The sequence below is a fragment of the Salinibacterium sp. SWN1162 genome, assembly GCF_015864675.1.
In the GTDB taxonomy this organism is placed as follows: domain Bacteria; phylum Actinomycetota; class Actinomycetes; order Actinomycetales; family Microbacteriaceae; genus Rhodoglobus.
In genome coordinates this window covers 1,952,266-1,969,384 of sequence record NZ_JADYWT010000001.1, presented here as the reverse complement: position 1 = coordinate 1,969,384, position 17,119 = coordinate 1,952,266, and the positions used below count along the sequence as shown (strand labels likewise).

Annotated in this window: 20 protein-coding genes; 8 read left to right on the top strand and 12 right to left on the bottom strand. The window is 60.9% G+C overall.

The annotated features are described in order from the left end of the window. Positions 1-194 precede the first annotated feature (194 nt). Positions 195-611, top strand: coding sequence for a DUF427 domain-containing protein (locus I6E58_RS09320; RefSeq protein ID WP_307842064.1), 417 nt, complete (start codon positions 195-197; stop codon positions 609-611). Here I6E58_RS09320 and I6E58_RS09315 read toward each other — a convergent pair. Further along, positions 598-1,239, bottom strand: a complete 642-nt coding sequence (locus tag I6E58_RS09315; protein ID WP_197132546.1) for a TetR family transcriptional regulator — start codon at positions 1,237-1,239, stop codon at positions 598-600. The two genes, I6E58_RS09320 and I6E58_RS09315, sit on opposite strands and share 14 nt — an antisense overlap. Before the next feature lie 111 nt (positions 1,240-1,350). On the opposite strand from I6E58_RS09315, the gene I6E58_RS09310 reads away from it, so the two are divergent. Continuing rightward, entirely contained in the window at positions 1,351-2,136 is a 786-nt protein-coding gene (locus I6E58_RS09310; RefSeq protein ID WP_197132543.1) for an SDR family NAD(P)-dependent oxidoreductase, read from the top strand. 62 nt (positions 2,137-2,198) lie between these two features. On the opposite strand, the gene I6E58_RS09305 is transcribed toward I6E58_RS09310, so the two are convergent. After that, on the bottom strand, positions 2,199-3,464 hold the full coding sequence (locus I6E58_RS09305; protein ID WP_197132540.1) for a cellulase family glycosylhydrolase: 1,266 nt from the start codon (positions 3,462-3,464) through the stop codon (positions 2,199-2,201). A gap of 235 nt (positions 3,465-3,699) precedes the next feature. Between I6E58_RS09305 and I6E58_RS09300 the strand changes: the two genes are divergently transcribed. Genes I6E58_RS09300 through I6E58_RS09290 form a run of 3 tightly spaced genes read left to right on the top strand, consistent with a single transcriptional unit; the run spans position 3,700 to position 6,458 of the window. Continuing rightward, a complete protein-coding gene (locus I6E58_RS09300) occupies positions 3,700-4,899 on the top strand; it encodes an SHOCT domain-containing protein (RefSeq protein WP_197132537.1) in 1,200 nt (399 codons plus the stop codon). A gap of 6 nt (positions 4,900-4,905) precedes the next feature. After that, positions 4,906-6,129: a TFIIB-type zinc ribbon-containing protein gene (locus I6E58_RS09295; RefSeq protein ID WP_231595196.1), complete on the top strand. Its 1,224-nt coding sequence runs from the start codon at positions 4,906-4,908 to the stop codon at positions 6,127-6,129. After that, positions 6,129-6,458 (top strand): hypothetical protein, encoded by a 330-nt coding sequence (locus I6E58_RS09290; protein WP_197132534.1) that lies wholly within the window; start codon positions 6,129-6,131, stop codon positions 6,456-6,458. The genes I6E58_RS09295 and I6E58_RS09290 overlap by 1 nt, the downstream gene beginning before the upstream one ends. 54 nt (positions 6,459-6,512) lie before the next feature. Here I6E58_RS09290 and I6E58_RS09285 read toward each other — a convergent pair whose 3' ends face one another. Continuing rightward, positions 6,513-7,001, bottom strand: coding sequence for a RimK/LysX family protein (locus I6E58_RS09285; RefSeq protein WP_129071261.1), 489 nt, complete (start codon positions 6,999-7,001; stop codon positions 6,513-6,515). Positions 7,002-7,019: 18 nt separating this feature from the next. Here I6E58_RS09285 and I6E58_RS09280 point away from each other — a divergent pair, with 18 nt between their 5' ends. Further along, a complete protein-coding gene (locus tag I6E58_RS09280; RefSeq protein ID WP_197132531.1) occupies positions 7,020-8,210 on the top strand; it encodes a RimK family alpha-L-glutamate ligase in 1,191 nt (396 codons plus the stop codon). An 88-nt stretch (positions 8,211-8,298) separates the two neighbouring features. Beyond that, the gene (locus I6E58_RS09275) at positions 8,299-9,141 is read left to right on the top strand and encodes a M23 family metallopeptidase (protein WP_197132528.1); all 843 of its coding nucleotides are present in this window, start codon (positions 8,299-8,301) and stop codon (positions 9,139-9,141) included. 48 nt (positions 9,142-9,189) lie between these two features. Here I6E58_RS09275 and I6E58_RS09270 read toward each other — a convergent pair whose 3' ends face one another. The 8 genes from I6E58_RS09270 to I6E58_RS14195 all read right to left on the bottom strand — a co-directional run bounded on the left by I6E58_RS09270 (position 9,190) and on the right by I6E58_RS14195 (position 15,980). Next, positions 9,190-10,296 (bottom strand): ABC transporter permease, encoded by a 1,107-nt coding sequence (locus I6E58_RS09270; protein WP_197132525.1) that lies wholly within the window; start codon positions 10,294-10,296, stop codon positions 9,190-9,192. Then, positions 10,293-11,177, bottom strand: coding sequence for an ABC transporter ATP-binding protein (locus I6E58_RS09265; RefSeq protein WP_197132522.1), 885 nt, complete (start codon positions 11,175-11,177; stop codon positions 10,293-10,295). Before I6E58_RS09265 ends, I6E58_RS09270 begins: the two co-directional genes overlap by 4 nt. A 181-nt stretch (positions 11,178-11,358) precedes the next feature. Further along, complete coding sequence (locus I6E58_RS09260; RefSeq protein ID WP_197132519.1) at positions 11,359-12,303, bottom strand: alpha/beta fold hydrolase; 945 nt, start codon at positions 12,301-12,303, stop codon at positions 11,359-11,361. Positions 12,304-12,384: 81 nt separating this feature from the next. Next, complete coding sequence (locus I6E58_RS09255) at positions 12,385-12,753, bottom strand: rhodanese-like domain-containing protein (protein ID WP_197132516.1); 369 nt, start codon at positions 12,751-12,753, stop codon at positions 12,385-12,387. A 43-nt stretch (positions 12,754-12,796) separates the two neighbouring features. After that, on the bottom strand, positions 12,797-13,291 hold the full coding sequence (locus I6E58_RS09250; RefSeq protein WP_307842061.1) for a DUF4395 domain-containing protein: 495 nt from the start codon (positions 13,289-13,291) through the stop codon (positions 12,797-12,799). 78 nt (positions 13,292-13,369) lie between these two features. Continuing rightward, the gene (locus tag I6E58_RS09245) at positions 13,370-14,158 is read right to left on the bottom strand and encodes a sulfite exporter TauE/SafE family protein (RefSeq protein WP_197132513.1); all 789 of its coding nucleotides are present in this window, start codon (positions 14,156-14,158) and stop codon (positions 13,370-13,372) included. A 9-nt stretch (positions 14,159-14,167) separates the two neighbouring features. Next, positions 14,168-15,577 (bottom strand): rhodanese-like domain-containing protein, encoded by a 1,410-nt coding sequence (locus I6E58_RS09240; RefSeq protein ID WP_197132510.1) that lies wholly within the window; start codon positions 15,575-15,577, stop codon positions 14,168-14,170. Positions 15,578-15,794: 217 nt separating this feature from the next. After that, entirely contained in the window at positions 15,795-15,980 is a 186-nt protein-coding gene (locus I6E58_RS14195; RefSeq protein WP_129071270.1) for a hypothetical protein, read from the bottom strand. A 109-nt stretch (positions 15,981-16,089) separates the two neighbouring features. Here I6E58_RS14195 and I6E58_RS09235 point away from each other — a divergent pair, with 109 nt between their 5' ends. After that, positions 16,090-16,380 carry a metal-sensitive transcriptional regulator gene (locus tag I6E58_RS09235; protein ID WP_197132507.1) on the top strand — a complete coding sequence of 97 codons (291 nt, stop codon included), beginning with the start codon at positions 16,090-16,092 and terminating at the stop codon, positions 16,378-16,380. Between the two features lie 8 nt (positions 16,381-16,388). On the opposite strand, the gene I6E58_RS09230 is transcribed toward I6E58_RS09235, so the two are convergent. Further along, positions 16,389-17,075: a DUF1294 domain-containing protein gene (locus tag I6E58_RS09230; protein ID WP_197132503.1), complete on the bottom strand. Its 687-nt coding sequence runs from the start codon at positions 17,073-17,075 to the stop codon at positions 16,389-16,391. Between the last annotated feature and the right edge of the window lie 44 nt (positions 17,076-17,119).

Here is a 17,119-nt window from a genome sequence, read left to right as displayed (position 1 = left end):
GCAAGTTTAGGGGAAGGCGTCGAGGGCGCAATGGGTCTGTGGACGCGACTCAGCCGCGTCCCAGCAGCCGACTGCAAGATGGAGTTATGACTCCCGCCGGCTATCCCCGCTCCTTGCCTCGTCCCAAGCCCGTCAAGCCGAAAGCAGGGCAAGAGTCGGTGTGGAATTATCCGCGGCCCCCGCGAGTAGAACACATGCCCCAGCGCGTTGTCGTGCGCTTGGGTGGCGAAGTGATCGTCGATACCACGGATGCCGTGCGAGTACTTGAGACGAGTCATCCGCCGGTCTACTACGTTCCCCTCGCAGCCTTCCCCGACGGTGTGCTCGTGCCGCGAGCGGGCACCAGCTTCTGCGAGTTCAAGGGCGAAGCTCACTACTTTGACGTTACTGCTGGGGGAGTAGTCGCCGAGCGAGCAGGTTGGATCTACCCGGAGCCAACGCGCCGCTTCGAAGAACTGGGAACGCGTGTGGCGCTCTATCCCGGGCAAATGGACTCGTGCGAGATCGATGGCGAACTCGTCACCTCGCAGGCCGGCGACTTTTATGGCGGGTGGATCACCAAAAATCTCGTCGGACCGTTCAAAGGGGCCCCGGGAACTATGGGTTGGTAACCTCGACCACTTCGAGTTGAATGCCATGAGTGAGAGTGCGTAGAGCTCGCGCCGCCAGCTGTGCTGGCTCTGCCACGGTCGCGTTCTCGCTATCGGCGGCGCTCATCTCGAGCGCCACCCTGAGCGCCTGCGTCGCCGCAGCGGCCACGATACGAACGGTGAACGGGTCGGTGTCAGGCCCGACCAACGTGGCGATGACGGTGCGCAGCTGAGCCTCTGATTCGCCGTTCACCCGGTACCAAACGTCGCGAAGATCTTTGTCGTCGTCGGCGGCGCGAAGAAGTCCTAGTGTCCAGCGCATGGTTTCGCGGTCGGCGTCGGCCGTAGCGGTCAGAACTTGGCGGATGGTGCGCTCAAGCGCCGTTACGACGTCTTCCTGTGGTTGAGCGGCGGCGAGCAATGCCCGCCAATGGCCGGCCCCCACGGTGAGAAGGGGAGCCACGGCATCCTCTTTGGAGCTGAAATAGCGGTAAAACGTTCGCACGGCGATGCCTGACTCCTGCGCAATCTGCTCTGCCGTAACAGCGTGAGCACCGCGCTCAGCGAAGAGGCGCGCAGCCGTGCGCGCGACCTCGAGCTGAGTGTCGAGCTTGCGGCGCTCGGTGAGAGTGGGGGGCGTGGAATCCATGTAAGGAGAGTACGCCGATGGTGCCTATCGCGCACAATAAGCAAGGATGGCACATTGTGCCAGTGTGGCGTACCGTGTAGATACTCCCGTCTTCAACGAAAGGTCACTCAGATGAATCGCTACACCGACCGCCGCGCCATCATCACCGGCGCAGGATCAGGAATTGGCCAAGCCACCGCCCTTCGCCTCCTCGCCGAAGGTGGCACCGTTGCCGCCCTTGACATCAGCGAAGCAGGACTTGCTGACACTGTTGCTAAAGCCGGCGACGCTGCCGATCGCCTCAGCACTGTTGTCGTGAACATCGCCGATGAAGAGTCAGTGCGCAGCGCAGTCGCCGCTGCCGTTGCTCAATTGGGCGGACTCGACGTGCTGGTGAACGCTGCCGGAATTCTCCGGTCAGCGCACACCCACACCATGTCGCTGGCTGACTTCCAGCAGATCATCAACATCAACCTCGTTGGTACGTTCTTGATGATTCGCGAAGCCATCCCTGCCCTCAGCGAAGGGAACGACGCCGCTGTCGTGAACTTCAGTTCGACATCCGCAGCTTTCGCTCACCCCTACATGGCCGCGTATGCCGCGAGTAAGGGTGGCGTGCAGTCGATGACCCATGCCCTCGCTTCGGAATATGCCAAGCAAGGAATCCGCTTTACCGCTGTTCAGCCCGGATCGATCTCATCGGGAATGACCGACGGCAGCGGCGAGAGCAAGCAGAGTCAGGGCCCCGGCATCCCCGAGGACGCTGACTACTCGCTCTTCGCAAAACTGGGCTCAGCGCTCAAAGAAGGTTTTGCGGGGCCCGAGGCCGTCGCTGGTGTCGTCGCAATGCTCGCCAGCGAAGATGGCGCGTTCATCACCGGAACAGAAGTTCGTATCGACGGCGGTACTCACTTCTAATCCGCAGCAGCAGTGGGGTCGCGGCCAAGCGACCTCACTGTGGCCGCTGTCTTCGTGCTGCCTCAGCGTGCGCCGACGAGCGTCGCGGCGTGGTTGCCCACCACAGCGCACGCCTCGCTGGGGCAGTAGACGGTGAAGCCGTCATAATCCGGGTACGGTGTTCCGTCTTCCTGGTCGGATGCCAGCATCCAGAACAGAGCTCCATCGACGCCGGCGTCGTGCGCTGTCGCGAGCCAGGTCGCGTAGGTTTCGGCGCGCGTCGAGGCGTCCATCACACCGAACTCGCCGAGATACACCGGCTTACCGATAGCGGCGGCTGCCTCTGCGTGTTTCTCAATCCACCCCGTGCCCCAGTCGGTGGAGGTCTGCCAGTGGTCGGGGTAGAGGTGCATCGACATGACGTCGATGTTTCGCAATGAAGCCAGAGCGACGGTATCGACCCCGTTGCCGCAGTTCTCGCCGAAGCCAGCTCCGTGCCCTGAGGCACCGTACTCGCGCGTGAGCGTCCACGTGTCTTCATCTCCGCAGAAAAAGCCTTCGTCACCAACGCCCAGGAGATGGATGCGGTCGATGGATTTCACATGACGGCTCATCTCATCCGCCCATTCTGTGATGGTGGCGGTGCCGCACTCTCCATCAGTAAAAGTGCCCGAGCCAGTGCAGCTAGGTTCGTTTGCTAGTTCCCACGCGAGGATGGTGGGATCGTCTTTGTACTGCACTCCGGTGATGCTGTTGGTGCGATTCAGTAGCGTCGCAACCCATTCTTTGTACCAGCTACGAATGCGCTCATCAGTGTAGAAAGCGGAGTGCTCGTTGAGCCCTGCCCACTGAACGTATTGGTCCATGCCACCGTAGGCGTCCCAGTTGTTGGTGAAGGGGATGACCAGCTTAATGTCGCGCGCAGCGGCTTCGGCGATCACGAAATCGAGCTTCTCAAGCCCCGTCGCGCCGGTGTTCACGACAGGGGCGCCGGCGGCATCATCCCACGACTGATACCAGACGCCCTCGAAATCGTCGGAGGCGACTCCCGAGCCATCGGTGTCTCCATAGTCTTGAAAGCCCCAGGTGCGGATGACGGTGAGCCCCGCCTCATCTGCGTCGTTGAGCAGCGCCACCACCGTGCTCTCCGGCTTGTGCCCAAGGTAGTAGTTGTTGGCCCCTGTGAACTCGAATCGTTCACCCTGGAAAACAAGTTCAGTGCCGTCTGCGCGCACAAAAGTCGCCGCGAATGCGGCGTACTGCACCGCGGCAATAGTCCCGAAGACACCGCCGACGAGTATCACCGATGCCACGAGCGCGGCGATGATCGTACGACGCCGGCGCGTCACGCGAGCGCCACCACCCGCAGTATGAGCGCAGTAAGAGAAGGCATGAGGTGATGGTACCCGCGTGAGAGAGACGCAGAACCAATTCCCAGAACACGAGACACCAGGTGCCCCGACGGGCTACCATGCTGGGAGAATGTCGCTCGCCGATGTTTTGTCGTCCCCGCGCAACACGCTGCACTGACGAAGCCATTTCTATCGGCGCTCGATCCGCACAACGAGTCGACGGGATATGCACATGGGTTTCATCAAGGCGTTCGCAGGGGCTATCGGCGGAACGTTCGCCGACCAGTGGAAAGACTTTCTCACCCCGCCGGCTCACCTTGCTCCTACTGCGGCCATTTTTCCCGCGGTCGCGCAGGGAACCAACGCTGGCCGTGGCTCCAACACTCAGGGCTCCGAGCACATCATCACGAACGGTAGCCGCATCGTCGTGCCCGAGGGCTACGGCCTCGTCACGTTCCAAGACGGCCAGCTGACCGGCTTCGTGGGAGAGCCCGGCGGCTTCATTTTCACGTCAGAAGACCAGAACGCCGAGTCATTCTTTGCCGGCGATGGCATCATCAGCTCCACGGTGAAGACGTCGTGGGAGCGCTTCAAGTTCGGCGGGCAGCCTGGTTCTCAGCAGCTCGCGTTCTATGTGAACCTCAAAGAGATCCCCAATAATAAGTTCGGCACTCAATCCGAGATTTATTGGGATGATGCCTACCTCAATGCTCAGGTCGGTGCGATCACCCGCGGTAGCTACTCGCTCAAAATCGTCGACCCGATCCTGCTGGTGAAGAACTTCGTTCCCCTTACCTATCTCGGCGCGTCACCGAAGGTCTTCGACTTCTCTGACCTCGACAATGACGCTGCGAGCCAGCTCTTCAACGAAGTGGTCGGTTCACTCGCTGCGGCGTTCTCCTATTACACAAACGATCCCAGCAAGGGAAACCGCATCGCCAAAATCCAGGGCGACGCTATCGGATTTGCGCAATCGTTGAGTGCTGCTGTCGATGACGCGTACCAGTGGACGACGGATCGCGGTCTCACCATTGAGAAGGTCGCGCTTCAGTCCATCGAATACGACGAAGACACTCGCGCTCTGCTCAGCGATGTTAAGAAGGCGGATGCTCTCGGCGGTGCCCGCGGTAACTCCTTCATGCAGCAAGCTGCTGCCCGTGGTTTCGAAGCCGCCGGCTCAAACGAAGGCAGCGGCGGAGGCGGCGCGGGCATGGCCTTCCTCGGCATGGGAATGAACGCTGCCGGTGGCGCGGCCGGAGGGTTCCAGCAGCCCAATGCAGCTCCACCCCAGCCAGCAGCGCCCGCCGCCGCAGCGGCTCCCGCAGCGGACGACCCCATGGCAAAGCTGCAGCAGTTCAAGACAATGCTCGACCAAGGCTTGATCACCGAAGCTGACTACGAAGCGGCTAAAGCCAAAGTTCTCGGATTGTAGTCCGCGATGTCGATGGATGCTGTCGAACCAGAAACTCCGCCGCCCGCGACAGCGGACGATGCCCCGCGTGTCATCAATACCGATGACGGGGCTAAGGATGGGCTCGCAAAGTGCGCGCGCTGTGGCTCGACAGAAATTTCGCTGAACGTCGCGACTGGCCATTTGCGGTGCGGATATTGTCGCTTCGAGTGGTCTACCGACAACGCGATCGATGCGTTTAATCTCAACGGTGACATCAGCAAGCTGACGGGCATCCTTGTCGGTTCGGGCTCGAGCGACATCGTGCCTTCCACTGAGGAAATCCTGACGTTCAAGTGCACGGCGTGTGGCGCCGAGGTCGTGATCGACACCAACACGAGCACGCAAGCCCGCTGCCACTGGTGTCGAAACACTCTCTCGATGAACCAGCAGGTTCCCAACGGCGCTGTCCCCGACATGATTCTTCCCTTCTCAGTAGAGAAAGCAACGGCGGTGGAGAAAATCGCCCACTTTGTCGGCAAGCGCAAGTTTTTCGCGCATCCGACGTTTAGGGCAGAGTTCAATGCTGAAAACGTGATGGGCGTCTACTTGCCGTACATGGTGGTGGACATCAACGCCCACGCACGGTTGTCTGGCCACGGCGAGCATCAAACGCGTTCGTACACTGTCAAAGTGGGCGACAAGAATCAGCAACGCTACGACGCCGACGTGTACGCCGTGGAGCGTGACTTCGACATTCACGTCAACGACCTCACCGTTGAGTCGTCGAGTGACCGTCTCGACCAGAACACGTCAAAAAACTCCAACAACATCATCAACACGATCATGCCGTTCGATGTTGAAAACTCCGTACGGTACGACTCCAACTACCTTGCCGGATTCACCTCAGAGCGTCGCGACAGCAACCTTGACCAGCTCACGCCCATCGCGCACACCCAAGCTGAGGACATCACTCGTCACAAGGTAAATGACACTCTGTCGTTCTATGACCGTGGAGTGCAGTGGTCATCAGAGCAGGTGGAGGTGCGCGGTCAGCGTTGGGTATCGGCGTATCTGCCTGTCTGGCTCTATAGCTATCAGCAGCGAAAATCGAATGGCAAGACGTTCTTGCACTACGTTGCGGTCAATGCGCGCACGGGAGAGACGATGGGCAGCATTCCGCTGCACCAGAGCAGGTTGCTCCTCGTCTCGGGGATCGTGCAGCTTGTCGGCACCGTCATTGGGCTCGTACTCGTGGCGGTGGGGATCTGATGCTGAACGTTGCAGTGTGGATGGCCGAAAGTGGGCAGGTGCTCGCCGCCGGCTCGTCAGACGATGACTCGGGAGGCCTCGGCCTTGTCTTCTTGCTCTCCGGTTTCATCTTTTACTCCGCCATCTATTTTCGTTACCGCAACACCGATAAGCGGCACAGCCATGAGTCTGAAACTGAGGCGACCATGGTGAATATGAAAGAAAAGGACGACTTTGTGCAGTCAAAGAAGGGGCTCACTAACCGTCGGATGTCGGGTGCGAACAACCGAGCGGTGCGAGGCGCCAGAAATAAGATTGCCGACGGCATCGTGGGCAAGTTCCGGCTTTAGCGAGCGATAGCGGACACGCCAGCGCGCGATGGTGCGCCGGGGATTGCGGCGAAGTTAGCCCTGTCCCTGGTTGCGGCGGCGCGTCACGCGCGGCGGTCGGCCACCCAGAAACGACTTGCCGGAGTCCACCAAGAACTCTTGACTGAGCGCTTCGCGGCCCACGAGCATCCGAAAGCCCATTTCATCGCGGTTGGTGAGAGTCGTTTCGGCGGTCACCGTATGGCCACAGAGTACGACGTCGATCAGCACGACGATGCGATCCTCCGTATGACCAGACGAACTGCGGACCGCGCGTCGATCATGAATTGCGCACTCCACGACGGCATCATCTTTGCCAGACTTCTGCCACGGGCGCACGCGAAAACGAACCCACTCGCTGCCATCAGCATGAGTGAACTCTTCGATGTCGTCGGCGTGCAGAGCAGAACTCTGTGCGCCAGTGTCGAGTTTGGCTTTAATCCACGGCACGCCAAGATCGGGAAGGGAAACCCACTCACGCCAGCCCGCAACCGTGTTTGAATGGGTAGGATCTATCACCCCCATATCTTGACAGGTTGTTCCATGAAACTCGCGATCCTCTCCCGTGCGCCGCATGCTTATTCCACGCTTCGCCTCCGTGCGGCGGCGGAGCAGCGTGGCCATACCGTCAAGGTGCTCAATACTCTGCGGTTTGCGATCGACCTCACGGGGGACGAGCCCGATCTGCAATATCGCGGCAAACTGCTCTCGGACTACGACGCCATCCTGCCTCGCATCGGCAACTCGATTACCTACTTCGGTACGGCAGTCGTGCGCCAGTTCGAACAGATGGATGTCTACACGCCGAACACCTCGAGCGGAATCACGAACTCGCGCGACAAGTTGCGTGCCACCCAGATTCTTTCGCGTCACGACATTGCCATGCCAGCGACCACGTTTGTGCACAACCGGGCGGATGTCGAGATGGCGATCGAGCGTGTCGGCGGTGCGCCGGTCGTGATCAAGCTGCTCGAAGGAACTCAGGGGATCGGTGTGATCCTCGCTCCGGACACTCAGGTCGCCAAGGCGATTATCGAGACGCTGCATTCGACGAAGCAGAACGTGCTGATTCAGAGCTTCATCTCCGAGAGCAAGGGCCGCGACATCCGCGCCCTTGTGGTGGGTGACCGCGTGGTTGCTGCCATGCGCCGTGTGGCGGTGGGCGACGAGTTCCGCTCGAATGTGCACCGCGGTGGCAACGTTGAAGCGGTCGAGCTCACGCCCGAGTATCACCGTGCTGCCGTCAAGGCAGCCCAGATCATGGGCTTGCGCGTTGCCGGCGTTGACATGCTTGAGGGCAAAGACGGCCCCCTTGTCATGGAGGTGAACTCATCGCCCGGCCTCGAAGGCATCGAGCGAGCCACCGATCTGGATGTCGCGGGCGCGATCATCGACTACATCGCCAACCAGGTGGCATTCCCCGAGATCGATGTCCGCCAGCGCCTCAGCGTCTCGACCGGTTATGGCGTCGCTGAGATCGTTGTTGGAAGCGACGCGGATTTTGTGGGCAAGCAGCTCGGCGAATCTGGTTTGGGGGAGAAGGACATCACCGTGCTCACGCTGCACCGCGGCTCCAACGTTGTGCCCAACCCCCGCCGCAGCACCGTTCTCGAAGCGAACGACCGCCTGCTCTGCTTCGGCAAGCTCGAAGAAATGCGGGCCATGATCCCGGCCCGTCGTCGTCGCCGTGCGAAGGTGCGCAAGCTGCCTCCCGAGCCCATCGTCGAAAGCTAGGCGTGGCTGAGATCGATAATCTCCCGGTCTCTGAGTTCGGGTTTCCGGGAGCGCTTCGCGACACCCTCGTGGCGGCAAAGTGAGTCGCATGATCGCGGGTGTTTACCGCGCCCGCGTGATCATCCTGTACGTGTCAGTGGTGACGATCTTCGCCGGCGCTATTGGGGCGCAACTTATTTCTTTGGTTGTTATACGGTCGGTGTTCGAACTGTTGCCCTTGCTTGGCATCGTCGGCATGCTGTTTGTGCTCGTTGTGTTGCGGCCCGGCGCGAAGCTGTTGCCGCACCGCGAACCCGTGACCGTAGCCTCGCCTGTTGTTGGTCGTTGGCTAGCGCTCAACAGCCCCGCAACACGCGTGCCCAGCCACGGCGTTCGCGCCTATGGCCAGGCTCATGCGGTCGATCTCGTTTTCGACCCGCTCGGAGGTAATCGACCAGCCTTCGATACCGGAATTGTGCTGCGCTATCCCAACGAGTACCCCGCTTTCGGCCAGCCTGTGCGGGCCATGGTCGACGGAGTCGTGGTGCGTTCCAGCGATTCGCAGCGCGACCACCGAGCTCGTTCGTCGGTGCTCGGCTTCGTGTACATGATGATCGAGGGCACGATTCGCGAGATTGGTGGCCCCCGGCTCATCGTCGGCAACCACATCACGATCCGCAGCAACGACGGTATCTACGCGCTCGTCGCTCATGTGAAGCAGCACTCTGCTCTTGTAAAAGTTGGCGATTCCGTCGTCGCGGGGCAATCGATCGCCGCATGCGGAAACTCGGGAAACTCCAGCGAGCCTCACGTGCATGCGCAACTGATGGATCGGGCATCCGCCTGGACAGGTCACGGGATGCCCCTGCTTTTCGAAGGCGTAACAATTAACGACGAGCCGGACGAACGGCTTGCGATGCCTGCTGATAACGAGCATCTCACCGCGGTCTAGAGCTGTGACAGCTTTAGCCCAGTGGGCTCGGAGCGTGCCGTGAGTGGATTAGCGCTTGATAGCTTCGGCCCAGCGCACTCGACTGCCAACCTTCAGCAGCGAGTTGTTGTAGATGCGGGAGCCTAGAAGCACCGCGAGTAGGGCAGTGATAAGCAAAAGTGCGAGGGCAACGAGAGGCTCCCACCACTCGGCCGTTCCGATGAAGAGTCGCATCGGCATCCCGACCGGTGCCGAGAACGGGATGTACGACATGACGGCGAGCGCGACCGGGTTGTCGTTGAAGAAGATGATGGCAAAGTACGGCAGCATGATGAGCATCGTCACCGGGGTCATCGCCGAACCAAGGTCTTCCTGACGCGAGACCATCGCCCCTACCGCGGCGAACAGGGCCGCCAGCAGTACGAAACCGATGATAAAGAAGCCCACAAACCAGAGCAAGGGCGCGCTGAGCAGCGACAACAAATCCGTTTGGCCCGTGATCCACAGCCCTATGACGGCGAGGCCTGCGATGGCGATAATCTGAGCGAAAGCGAGGATCGAATTACCGATTACTTTGCCCGCCATGAGAGCCGAGACGGGTACCGCCGACATCAAAATTTCCACAATGCGAGTCTGCTTTTCTTCAACAACGCTCTGGGCGATCATGGGGCCGAACGTCATGCCAGAGATAAAGAAGATCATGCCGAACCCGATGGCAATCAGGTAGGTGAGAGAACCGCTGGCCTCGCTCGGGTTGAGCATCACAACATCCGGCGTAATGCTGAAGACCTGAACAAGCGAGGCGGGGGCTTCGGTGTCAGCGATGATACTCACCGGCACGCGGGAGCCGTCGGGAGCGGGCACGATGGCGGCGTCCACGGTCCCGTTGATTACGAGTTCCTCAGCTTCGCGCCGATCATCGACGACAGTGACGTCGAGCCCATTGATGTTCTCGACTACCGCCGACACCGAGGTGACAACCGCCACGGGAATGGTGGTCAGGCTTTTCGAGAAGATGCCGCCCGCAATGACTCCGCCGAGCACAAGAAGGAACAGGATGCCCGTCGTGATGAGAAAGCTTTTGGAGCGAAGCCGGGCCAAGATTTCGCGTTCGGCAACGAGCGCAACGGATTGTGAAAAATGTGGAGACGGGCGCTGAGCGGTAGTGGCATTCATTGGATGACCTCTCGAAAGATTTGTGCGAGCGAAGCGTGTTGGGGAGCGAATGTGCTCACGTCCCCCTCGGCTACCGCACGCCGAAGCACTCGCTGGGCCGCGGCGGGTGCGGCAGCATCGAAGATAGCGCGGCCATGTTCTAACTCGACCACGGTGATCTCGGGTTCGCCATGTAACCAACCCAGATCATTGCTGCTGGCGATGGTGAAGCGCGGGGCCGAGTGCGCTGCTCGGAGTGCTTCGCGCTCTCCGGATGCTCGAATGCTTCCCTCCGCGATAATGACGAGGTCGTCACACAGCCGTTCGACAATGTCGAGTTGGTGGGAAGAAAACAGCACGGAGGCGCCGTCGGCTGCGCGCTGCGTGAGAACATCGACAACGGTATCGACAGCGAGAGGATCGAGGCCAGAAAAAGGTTCATCAAGCACCAAAATGTGAGGATTGTGAACAAGTGCGGCCGCAATTTGGGCGCGCTGTTGGTTGCCGAGCGAGAGACTTTCGAGAGTGGAGTCGCGGCGTTCGCCAAGCCCGAGTTCTTCCATCAGCTGGTCAGCATTACGACCAGCATCAGCGCCGGTCATCCCGTGCAAGCGAGCGAGATACACCAACTGCTCCCGCACTTTCATTTTGGGGTAGAGCCCGCGCTCCTCGGGCATGTAGCCGAAGTTGCGCCGCTGCGGGGCCCCGAGCGATTCGCCGTCGAGCGTGATCTCACCGGCGTCCCGTTCCAGCACGCCCAAGAGGATCCGCATCGTGGTGGTCTTGCCAGCGCCGTTGCCGCCGACGAAGCCTGTCATGCGGCCTTCCCGCACGCCGAAGCTCACACCGTCGAGGGCCATCCGCCCGCCGAACGCTTTGGAAATGTTGTCGAGCTGAAGCACCAACGCCGCCTCTGTTCACAGAAATATTAGCTACGACAACGCTAACGATTCGTGAAGCTGAGCGCGGTCGCCTCGCTGCTCTTCTCCTTACCGGATGCTCGATCTCTGCGTCGCAGCCCGGATGGCTGGTTCTTCTCGGGCTCACCCGTCTTAACCGGCTTCTGCGCGCGATCAACCGAGTCTAGGCGGCGACGGGCGTGCCGCCGGCGATGGCGTGAGGTAGTTCGAAAGACTCAATATGGGCAAAGTGTCCGGCGCGCGGAGAGACCTGCTGGATGGCGTGCGGAATTACTGACGCGAACCAGGCGTCGTCTGTCGAACTCACGAAGACGTCCTGGTCGCCGCGAACCAGCGTAACCGCGCATCGCACACGCGCCCACTGCATTTCGTCGTACCGTGCAGCGGCAATGGCTCCACGAACGAACGACGACGGGCGAATCTCAGCGGCCAGCGAATCGATCACCGAGCTGTCAAGGTGCCGACGATTTGCGAACAGGGGAGCGCTGAGCGGCCCGAGCAACTGTAGTCGGTGAAGGCCACGAACGAACGCGCTACCAGCGGCCCCGAGCGAACTGAGAAAACGCATTGCTCCGAGCATCCCGGCCAGAAGCGGAAGAGTGCCGAAGTTGCGAACCGGATGCCGCAGCACCGACAGCGCGCCGGGCCCAGTCGCCGAGATGGCGGTCACTTTCGCGGTGCGCTCCGGGTAGCGGGCCGCAAGGGTGAGCGCGAGGTGGCCGCCCAGCGAGTGGCCGAAAATGCTCCAGCGGGCAAAGCCGAGAGTTCTGGCTACGTGGGCTACGGCATCCGCCATATCTTCGACGCTTGCTGTGTCGCTGATGCTGCCGCTCTCGCCCCAGCCGGGCAGATCGAGGGCGATGGCATTCTGTAGCGGGCTGCCGGCGTGGTGTGAAGCGCGAATGAGAGGGAGCCAGGTTGTCCAGGAGCCCGCTGCTCCGTGCAGGAGGAGCGTCGCGGAATCTGACAGCGCTGCAGCATTCAGATCGACGTGGGCGACAATGTCACCCAGCGCGGTCGGAACAACGACGCGCGTGAAGCCCGCCGTGGCACGATCGAACCGGTTGTCGGCGCTGTAGCGCGTGCTGGAGGCGGGTGTTGTATTCACCACTGTGGTTCGGAGCAGTCGCGGTCGCCGATTGCTCACGACCGCGTCTGCATGCTTCCGCCTGAGGTGGCGGGACCTGCGCTACTGCACGACCTCGATCTGCGTCGACGCTTCTGCTTGACCAATCGATCCGAGGTCAATGACGTTCTCGAAGCCCGCTTCGGTCATCATGGCGACGGCCTGGCCCGAGCGGTTGCCCGACTTGCAGTAAACGGCGTACTCGGCCTCGGGGTCGAGGGTCGGGAGCGCAGCGGCGAATTCGCCACCGTTGAGGTCGAGCAACGTGGCGCCCTCAAGATGGCCGGCGTTGTATTCGGATGGCGTTCGCACATCGATGAGGATGGTGTCGGCGCTGAGCTCGATGCTCGGGTCAGAACCCGCGGCCGAGCATCCAGCGATCGATGCCAGCACGACGAGAGAGCCAGCGAGAGCGGCGAGGGGACGGAACATTTTTTCTCCTTGTGAAACGGGTGGTTGTGGTGTGTGGAGGTGGTTATTCGGGAACCCGGCACGAATCGCCTGGGCAGTATTGGGGTGGTGTTTTGGTGAGCACGCGTTGAAGAGCACAGCCAACGCAAATACCGAAGGCTGCTTCTAAGAACAACATGGACAGGCACAAACCGCACAGCGCCAGTGTGGCTTCGAGGGGCGCGCCAAGCACGCCCATTCCTGCACACGAGAGGAGGGCGAGGCCATAACCAAGCCACCACGCGAACTCTTTCTGCGGGGCGCCTACCCAGCTCGGTGGCTGTCGTCGAACAATGAGACGGCCCAGTGCGAGGGTCGGTGACCAACGATCACCGACGGTGACCCTAACGAGCATATCCATCATGAAAAAGACGCCGAAAGGGCGAAGCGGAACGGCCGAATGCTGGATGACAGCAAGCGTAATCGAGACGGCTCCGGCACTAAAGAGAATGCCTGCCGCCACGCGAACAGCGCGCTCGTTGACCACCGGAATGTCGTAGCCCTCAATGAGAGAACCCACGGTGGGCACTTTCGGCGGGCTCGGCGCTGGCGCTGGCGCTGGCGCTGCTGCGGTTGCTGGTTCTGTGGTGGGCAACGGTCACGCTCCTGTCAGGAGAGGGATCAATTGCGGGATTTCTTGCACGAGCACGAACGCGCCGATCACGAGAACAAAGATTCCAAAGCCCTTGCGGAGGGCTGTTTCAGGGATGCGCCCGGCGAGAGCCGCTCCCACAAACGAACCGGCAACGGCGATACCGGTGAACGCGAGAATCGTCGGCCAAGGCAGGTCGACGGTGAAGAGGTGAGCGACGAGGCCGGCGGACGACTGCATTGCAATGACGAGCAGCGAGGTTCCTACTGCCACCGCGACCGGAAGCCCGCCAAGAAGGGTGAGCGCGGGAACGATAAGGAAGCCGCCGCCGGCACCAACGAGCCCAGCGGCAATACCGACGAAGAAGCCGTCACGAATAATGCGGATGACGGGGAGTTTCGTGGGCTCGTGAAGTGAACCGGCAGGTACTTTCTTGCGGCCGCGGATCATGGCGGTTGCCGTAGCCACCATCATGGCCGCGAAGAGAACCATGAGAATCGTGCCCGGGATGAACCCGCCGACAATACCTCCGGCAAAAGCGCCCGCCATTCCTGAAACACCAAAAATCAATCCGGTTCGCCAGCGCACGCGTCCGACCCGAGCGTGATGAAAAACGCTCACTGCGCTCGTGACGCCCACAATAAACAGCGAAGCCGAAATCGCCTGCTGCGGCTCAAAGCCGGCAACGTAGGTGAGGATCGGCACCGTGAGGATCGAGCCGCCCCCGCCGAGCATGCCGAGGGAAACTCCCACGAGCACGGCAAGGGCCAGCGCGATGATCAGATTAGGTTCCATGAGAGCGCGTTAGACCGCGGGGACTGCACCAGGAGTTGCGAGCCAACCAAGGTACGAGCCATCCAGCTCGGCCACATTGTAGCCAGCACGGCGCAGGGCGCTCGCGGCCACGCTGTTGCGCACTCCGCTTTGGCAGTACGTCACGATGGTTCCCTCGCGGGGGAGCTGGTCGAGTGCCCACATGACGCGACCACCGCTCAATTGCTCGGCACCGGGGATGTGTCCCTCGGCGAACTCGGTTTTGTTGCGCACGTCGAGCAGAAGCACGCGATCAACGTCTTCGAGCGTGGCAGGATCGACAAGTTCGGGCACAACGAGGGTGAGTCCATCGAGGGTCGTCACGAAGCCCGAAACAGTGTCGATGCCCACGCGCACGAGGTGGTCACGCAACTCTTCGGCGTGTTCGAGATCGTCAGCCAGAAGGATGACGGGGCGCGTTTCTGTATCGGGGTTGTAGACCCAAGCGCCGTAGCTTGCTGCTTTTTCGGGCCCGGGAACGTTGAGGGATCGGGGCACAGTGCCACGGTGAACTTCGCTGTTGTTGCGGGTGTCGATAAGGATGGCGCTGTCGGCGTCGAGCGCTGTCGCGACTTCCTCGGTCGTGTACTCGCTCAGCGGGGTAACGGCGCCCATGACACTCGGGCCCTGACGGTTCTGTATCTTCATGCGCCCAAAGTAGGCGTGAGCATCCGGTTGACCGTTAAGCAGTTCGTCAATGAAGCCTTGTTCGTCGTTGTTTTCGACGTAGTGGCTCCACCAAGCGAACGCACGTTCGTATCCCACAGTGGTGGTGGGAATGGCGCCAAGAGCTTTACCGCAGGCGCTACCGGCACCGTGGGCAGGCAAAACTTGCACATAGTCGGGAAGGGTGAGGAAGCGGTCGCGCAGGCTGGCGAAGATGTCTTTCGCTCCGCCGAAACGGGTATCAACGCCGCCGGCTGCTTCATCGAGAAGGTCGGGGCGCCCAAGGTCTCCGACGAAGACGAAGTCTCCGCTGAGCATGAAACCGGGCGCGTCAGCCTGCGCACCATCGGTGACCAAGAACGAGAAGTGCTCGGGAGTGTGCCCGGGAGTGTGGACGGCCTGCAGCGTGATGTTGCCGAGGGTGATGACGTGGCCGTCTTTCATGCGCACGGCGCCGTCGAACGCGCTTCCATAGGTCCAGTCGGGGCCACCTTCGTCAGACACCAGAATCTCCGCACCGGTGCGAGCGGCAAGCTCGCGGGTGCCGGAAAGGTAGTCGGCGTGAATGTGGGTTTCGGTGACGGCCGTGATGGTCATCCCGTTTTTCTCGGCAATCTCGAGGTAGACATCGAGATCGCGGCGAGGGTCGACAACGATCGCTTCGCCCTTGGCTTGGCAACCGATGAAGTAGCTAGCCTGAGCGAGGTCGGTGTCATAGATGCGTTTGAGAAGCATGTTTACTCCAGTGAGTGTTCGCTATGTCCGGGGGAGGGAAAGTGCCGACGACGGTGGGGTGTCAGCGGTGGCTGCGTGTGAGCAGTGGATGCTGTTTAGCAGCTGCAACGGTCGCGCACAGCGACGTCGGCGAGGGCATCCTCGATGTGTTCTCCGCAGCCTGCCCAGGTGGGCTTACTGCATTTCTGGCACGTGACTTGGGCGCACATAGGGTCTCCTAACGACCGAAGAGGCGGGCAAAGAAGCCGCCCTGACTAGATTTTGCGGCATCTATCTCGGACTGCGAGTGCTTACCGTTGCACCAATTTGATGCGGGCACGCTGCGCTTGACTGACTGGATGTGTTCTCCGCATCCGGCCCACGTGGTTTTGCCGCATGTACGACACGTGACTGCTCTGCACATAACTCTGCTTTCGTTGACTGACTGTTTTCAAAATACCCTAGGGGGTATGCTTGAACTATACCCCACGGGGTATCAAAACTGTCAACTCACTCACCAGGAACGAGAGCACATGGAATCGTCAGCAGCCGAGGCAGCGATAAGCGCTGAACCTGACGCCCAGAAAAAGATCGCGAACAGATTGCGTCGCGCTCACGGTCAACTGGGCGCGTTAATCACCACAGTCGAAAGCGGTGCCGGATGTCGCGATGTGGTTCACCAACTCGCGGCGGTATCCAAAGCCTTGGACCGCGCCGGTTTTCTCGTGATCTCTGAAGCAATGCGGGAGTGCCTCCTCGACCCGGATGCCACAGGCTCACCTCAGTCAGAAGAGATCGAAAAACTCTTTCTCTCGCTCGCTTAGCGGCGGAGCTAGGAGGAACTGGCGCCGAGAATAAGGCGCGCAAGGTCTAATACTGGTTCGCGCAGCGCTGTCGTCAGAATGGCGAACACCAAGATGTTGAGCACTACTGTGCCCCAAAATGCCTGTCTAAAGGTAGCTTTTTGAGTCTTATGGCGCAGGCGTTGCTGGGCGACTATCGCGCCGGGCCAGCCGCCAAATAGTCCCAGCCCCAGAAGGGCGCTCTCAGTGACGCGCCACTGTTTCATCTGAGCAGCCTTCTTATCTGTCGCGTACGAAGCGTAAGTGATGACGCTCATCAACAGGTAAAGCGCGGCAAATAGCCACGGGAGCGCGCCGATCGCAGACAGGATGCCGATGGCCATCACAAAGGTGGCCAACACGACGTAACTCATCGTGCCTGGTTTGCGCCTGCGCGTGCGGAGGGGGCGGCCAGAGGCGGAGAGGTAGCGGATGTTGTGCGCTCGCACCTTGCCCTCACTCGTGTGCTCGACTGCGAAACTTATACGTTCGCCGGGGGATGGTCGCTCCTCGCGGGAGGGGAAAGCTGAGATGTGGGCGAAGATGCTCTCGCCGCCGCCGCCGCCGCCGCCGCCGCCGCCGCTATTGTCGCGGCCGTCGGTGAGGATAAAACCGAAGCCACGTTCGTCGTTCCATGACGCGAGCGCACCCTGCTGTCGTGCGCTTCGAGAACCCATGTACAGAGGGTAACTCCCCGAGCGGCAGCGAGCGGTATCGGCGT

Excerpts from the sequence above, each read along its gene's own strand:
- I6E58_RS09300 (WP_197132537.1), top strand. The coding sequence starts at position 3,700 with ATGGGTTTCATCAAGGCGTTCGCAGGGGCTATCGGCGGAACGTTCGCC.
- I6E58_RS09245 (WP_197132513.1), bottom strand. The coding sequence starts at position 14,158 with ATGGAACCTAATCTGATCATCGCGCTGGCCCTTGCCGTGCTCGTGGGA.
- I6E58_RS09235 (WP_197132507.1), top strand. The coding sequence starts at position 16,090 with ATGGAATCGTCAGCAGCCGAGGCAGCGATAAGCGCTGAACCTGACGCC.
- I6E58_RS09310 (WP_197132543.1), top strand. The coding sequence starts at position 1,351 with ATGAATCGCTACACCGACCGCCGCGCCATCATCACCGGCGCAGGATCA.
- I6E58_RS09315 (WP_197132546.1), bottom strand. The coding sequence starts at position 1,239 with ATGGATTCCACGCCCCCCACTCTCACCGAGCGCCGCAAGCTCGACACT.
- I6E58_RS09240 (WP_197132510.1), bottom strand. The coding sequence starts at position 15,577 with ATGCTTCTCAAACGCATCTATGACACCGACCTCGCTCAGGCTAGCTAC.
- I6E58_RS09275 (WP_197132528.1), top strand. The coding sequence starts at position 8,299 with ATGATCGCGGGTGTTTACCGCGCCCGCGTGATCATCCTGTACGTGTCA.
- I6E58_RS09280 (WP_197132531.1), top strand. The coding sequence starts at position 7,020 with ATGAAACTCGCGATCCTCTCCCGTGCGCCGCATGCTTATTCCACGCTT.
- I6E58_RS09290 (WP_197132534.1), top strand. The coding sequence starts at position 6,129 with ATGCTGAACGTTGCAGTGTGGATGGCCGAAAGTGGGCAGGTGCTCGCC.
- I6E58_RS09320 (WP_307842064.1), top strand. The coding sequence starts at position 195 with ATGCCCCAGCGCGTTGTCGTGCGCTTGGGTGGCGAAGTGATCGTCGAT.
- I6E58_RS09270 (WP_197132525.1), bottom strand. The coding sequence starts at position 10,296 with ATGAATGCCACTACCGCTCAGCGCCCGTCTCCACATTTTTCACAATCC.
- I6E58_RS09255 (WP_197132516.1), bottom strand. The coding sequence starts at position 12,753 with ATGTTCCGTCCCCTCGCCGCTCTCGCTGGCTCTCTCGTCGTGCTGGCA.
- I6E58_RS09230 (WP_197132503.1), bottom strand. The coding sequence starts at position 17,075 with ATGGGTTCTCGAAGCGCACGACAGCAGGGTGCGCTCGCGTCATGGAAC.
- I6E58_RS09295 (WP_231595196.1), top strand. The coding sequence starts at position 4,906 with ATGTCGATGGATGCTGTCGAACCAGAAACTCCGCCGCCCGCGACAGCG.
- I6E58_RS14195 (WP_129071270.1), bottom strand. The coding sequence starts at position 15,980 with ATGTGCAGAGCAGTCACGTGTCGTACATGCGGCAAAACCACGTGGGCC.
- I6E58_RS09285 (WP_129071261.1), bottom strand. The coding sequence starts at position 7,001 with ATGGGGGTGATAGATCCTACCCATTCAAACACGGTTGCGGGCTGGCGT.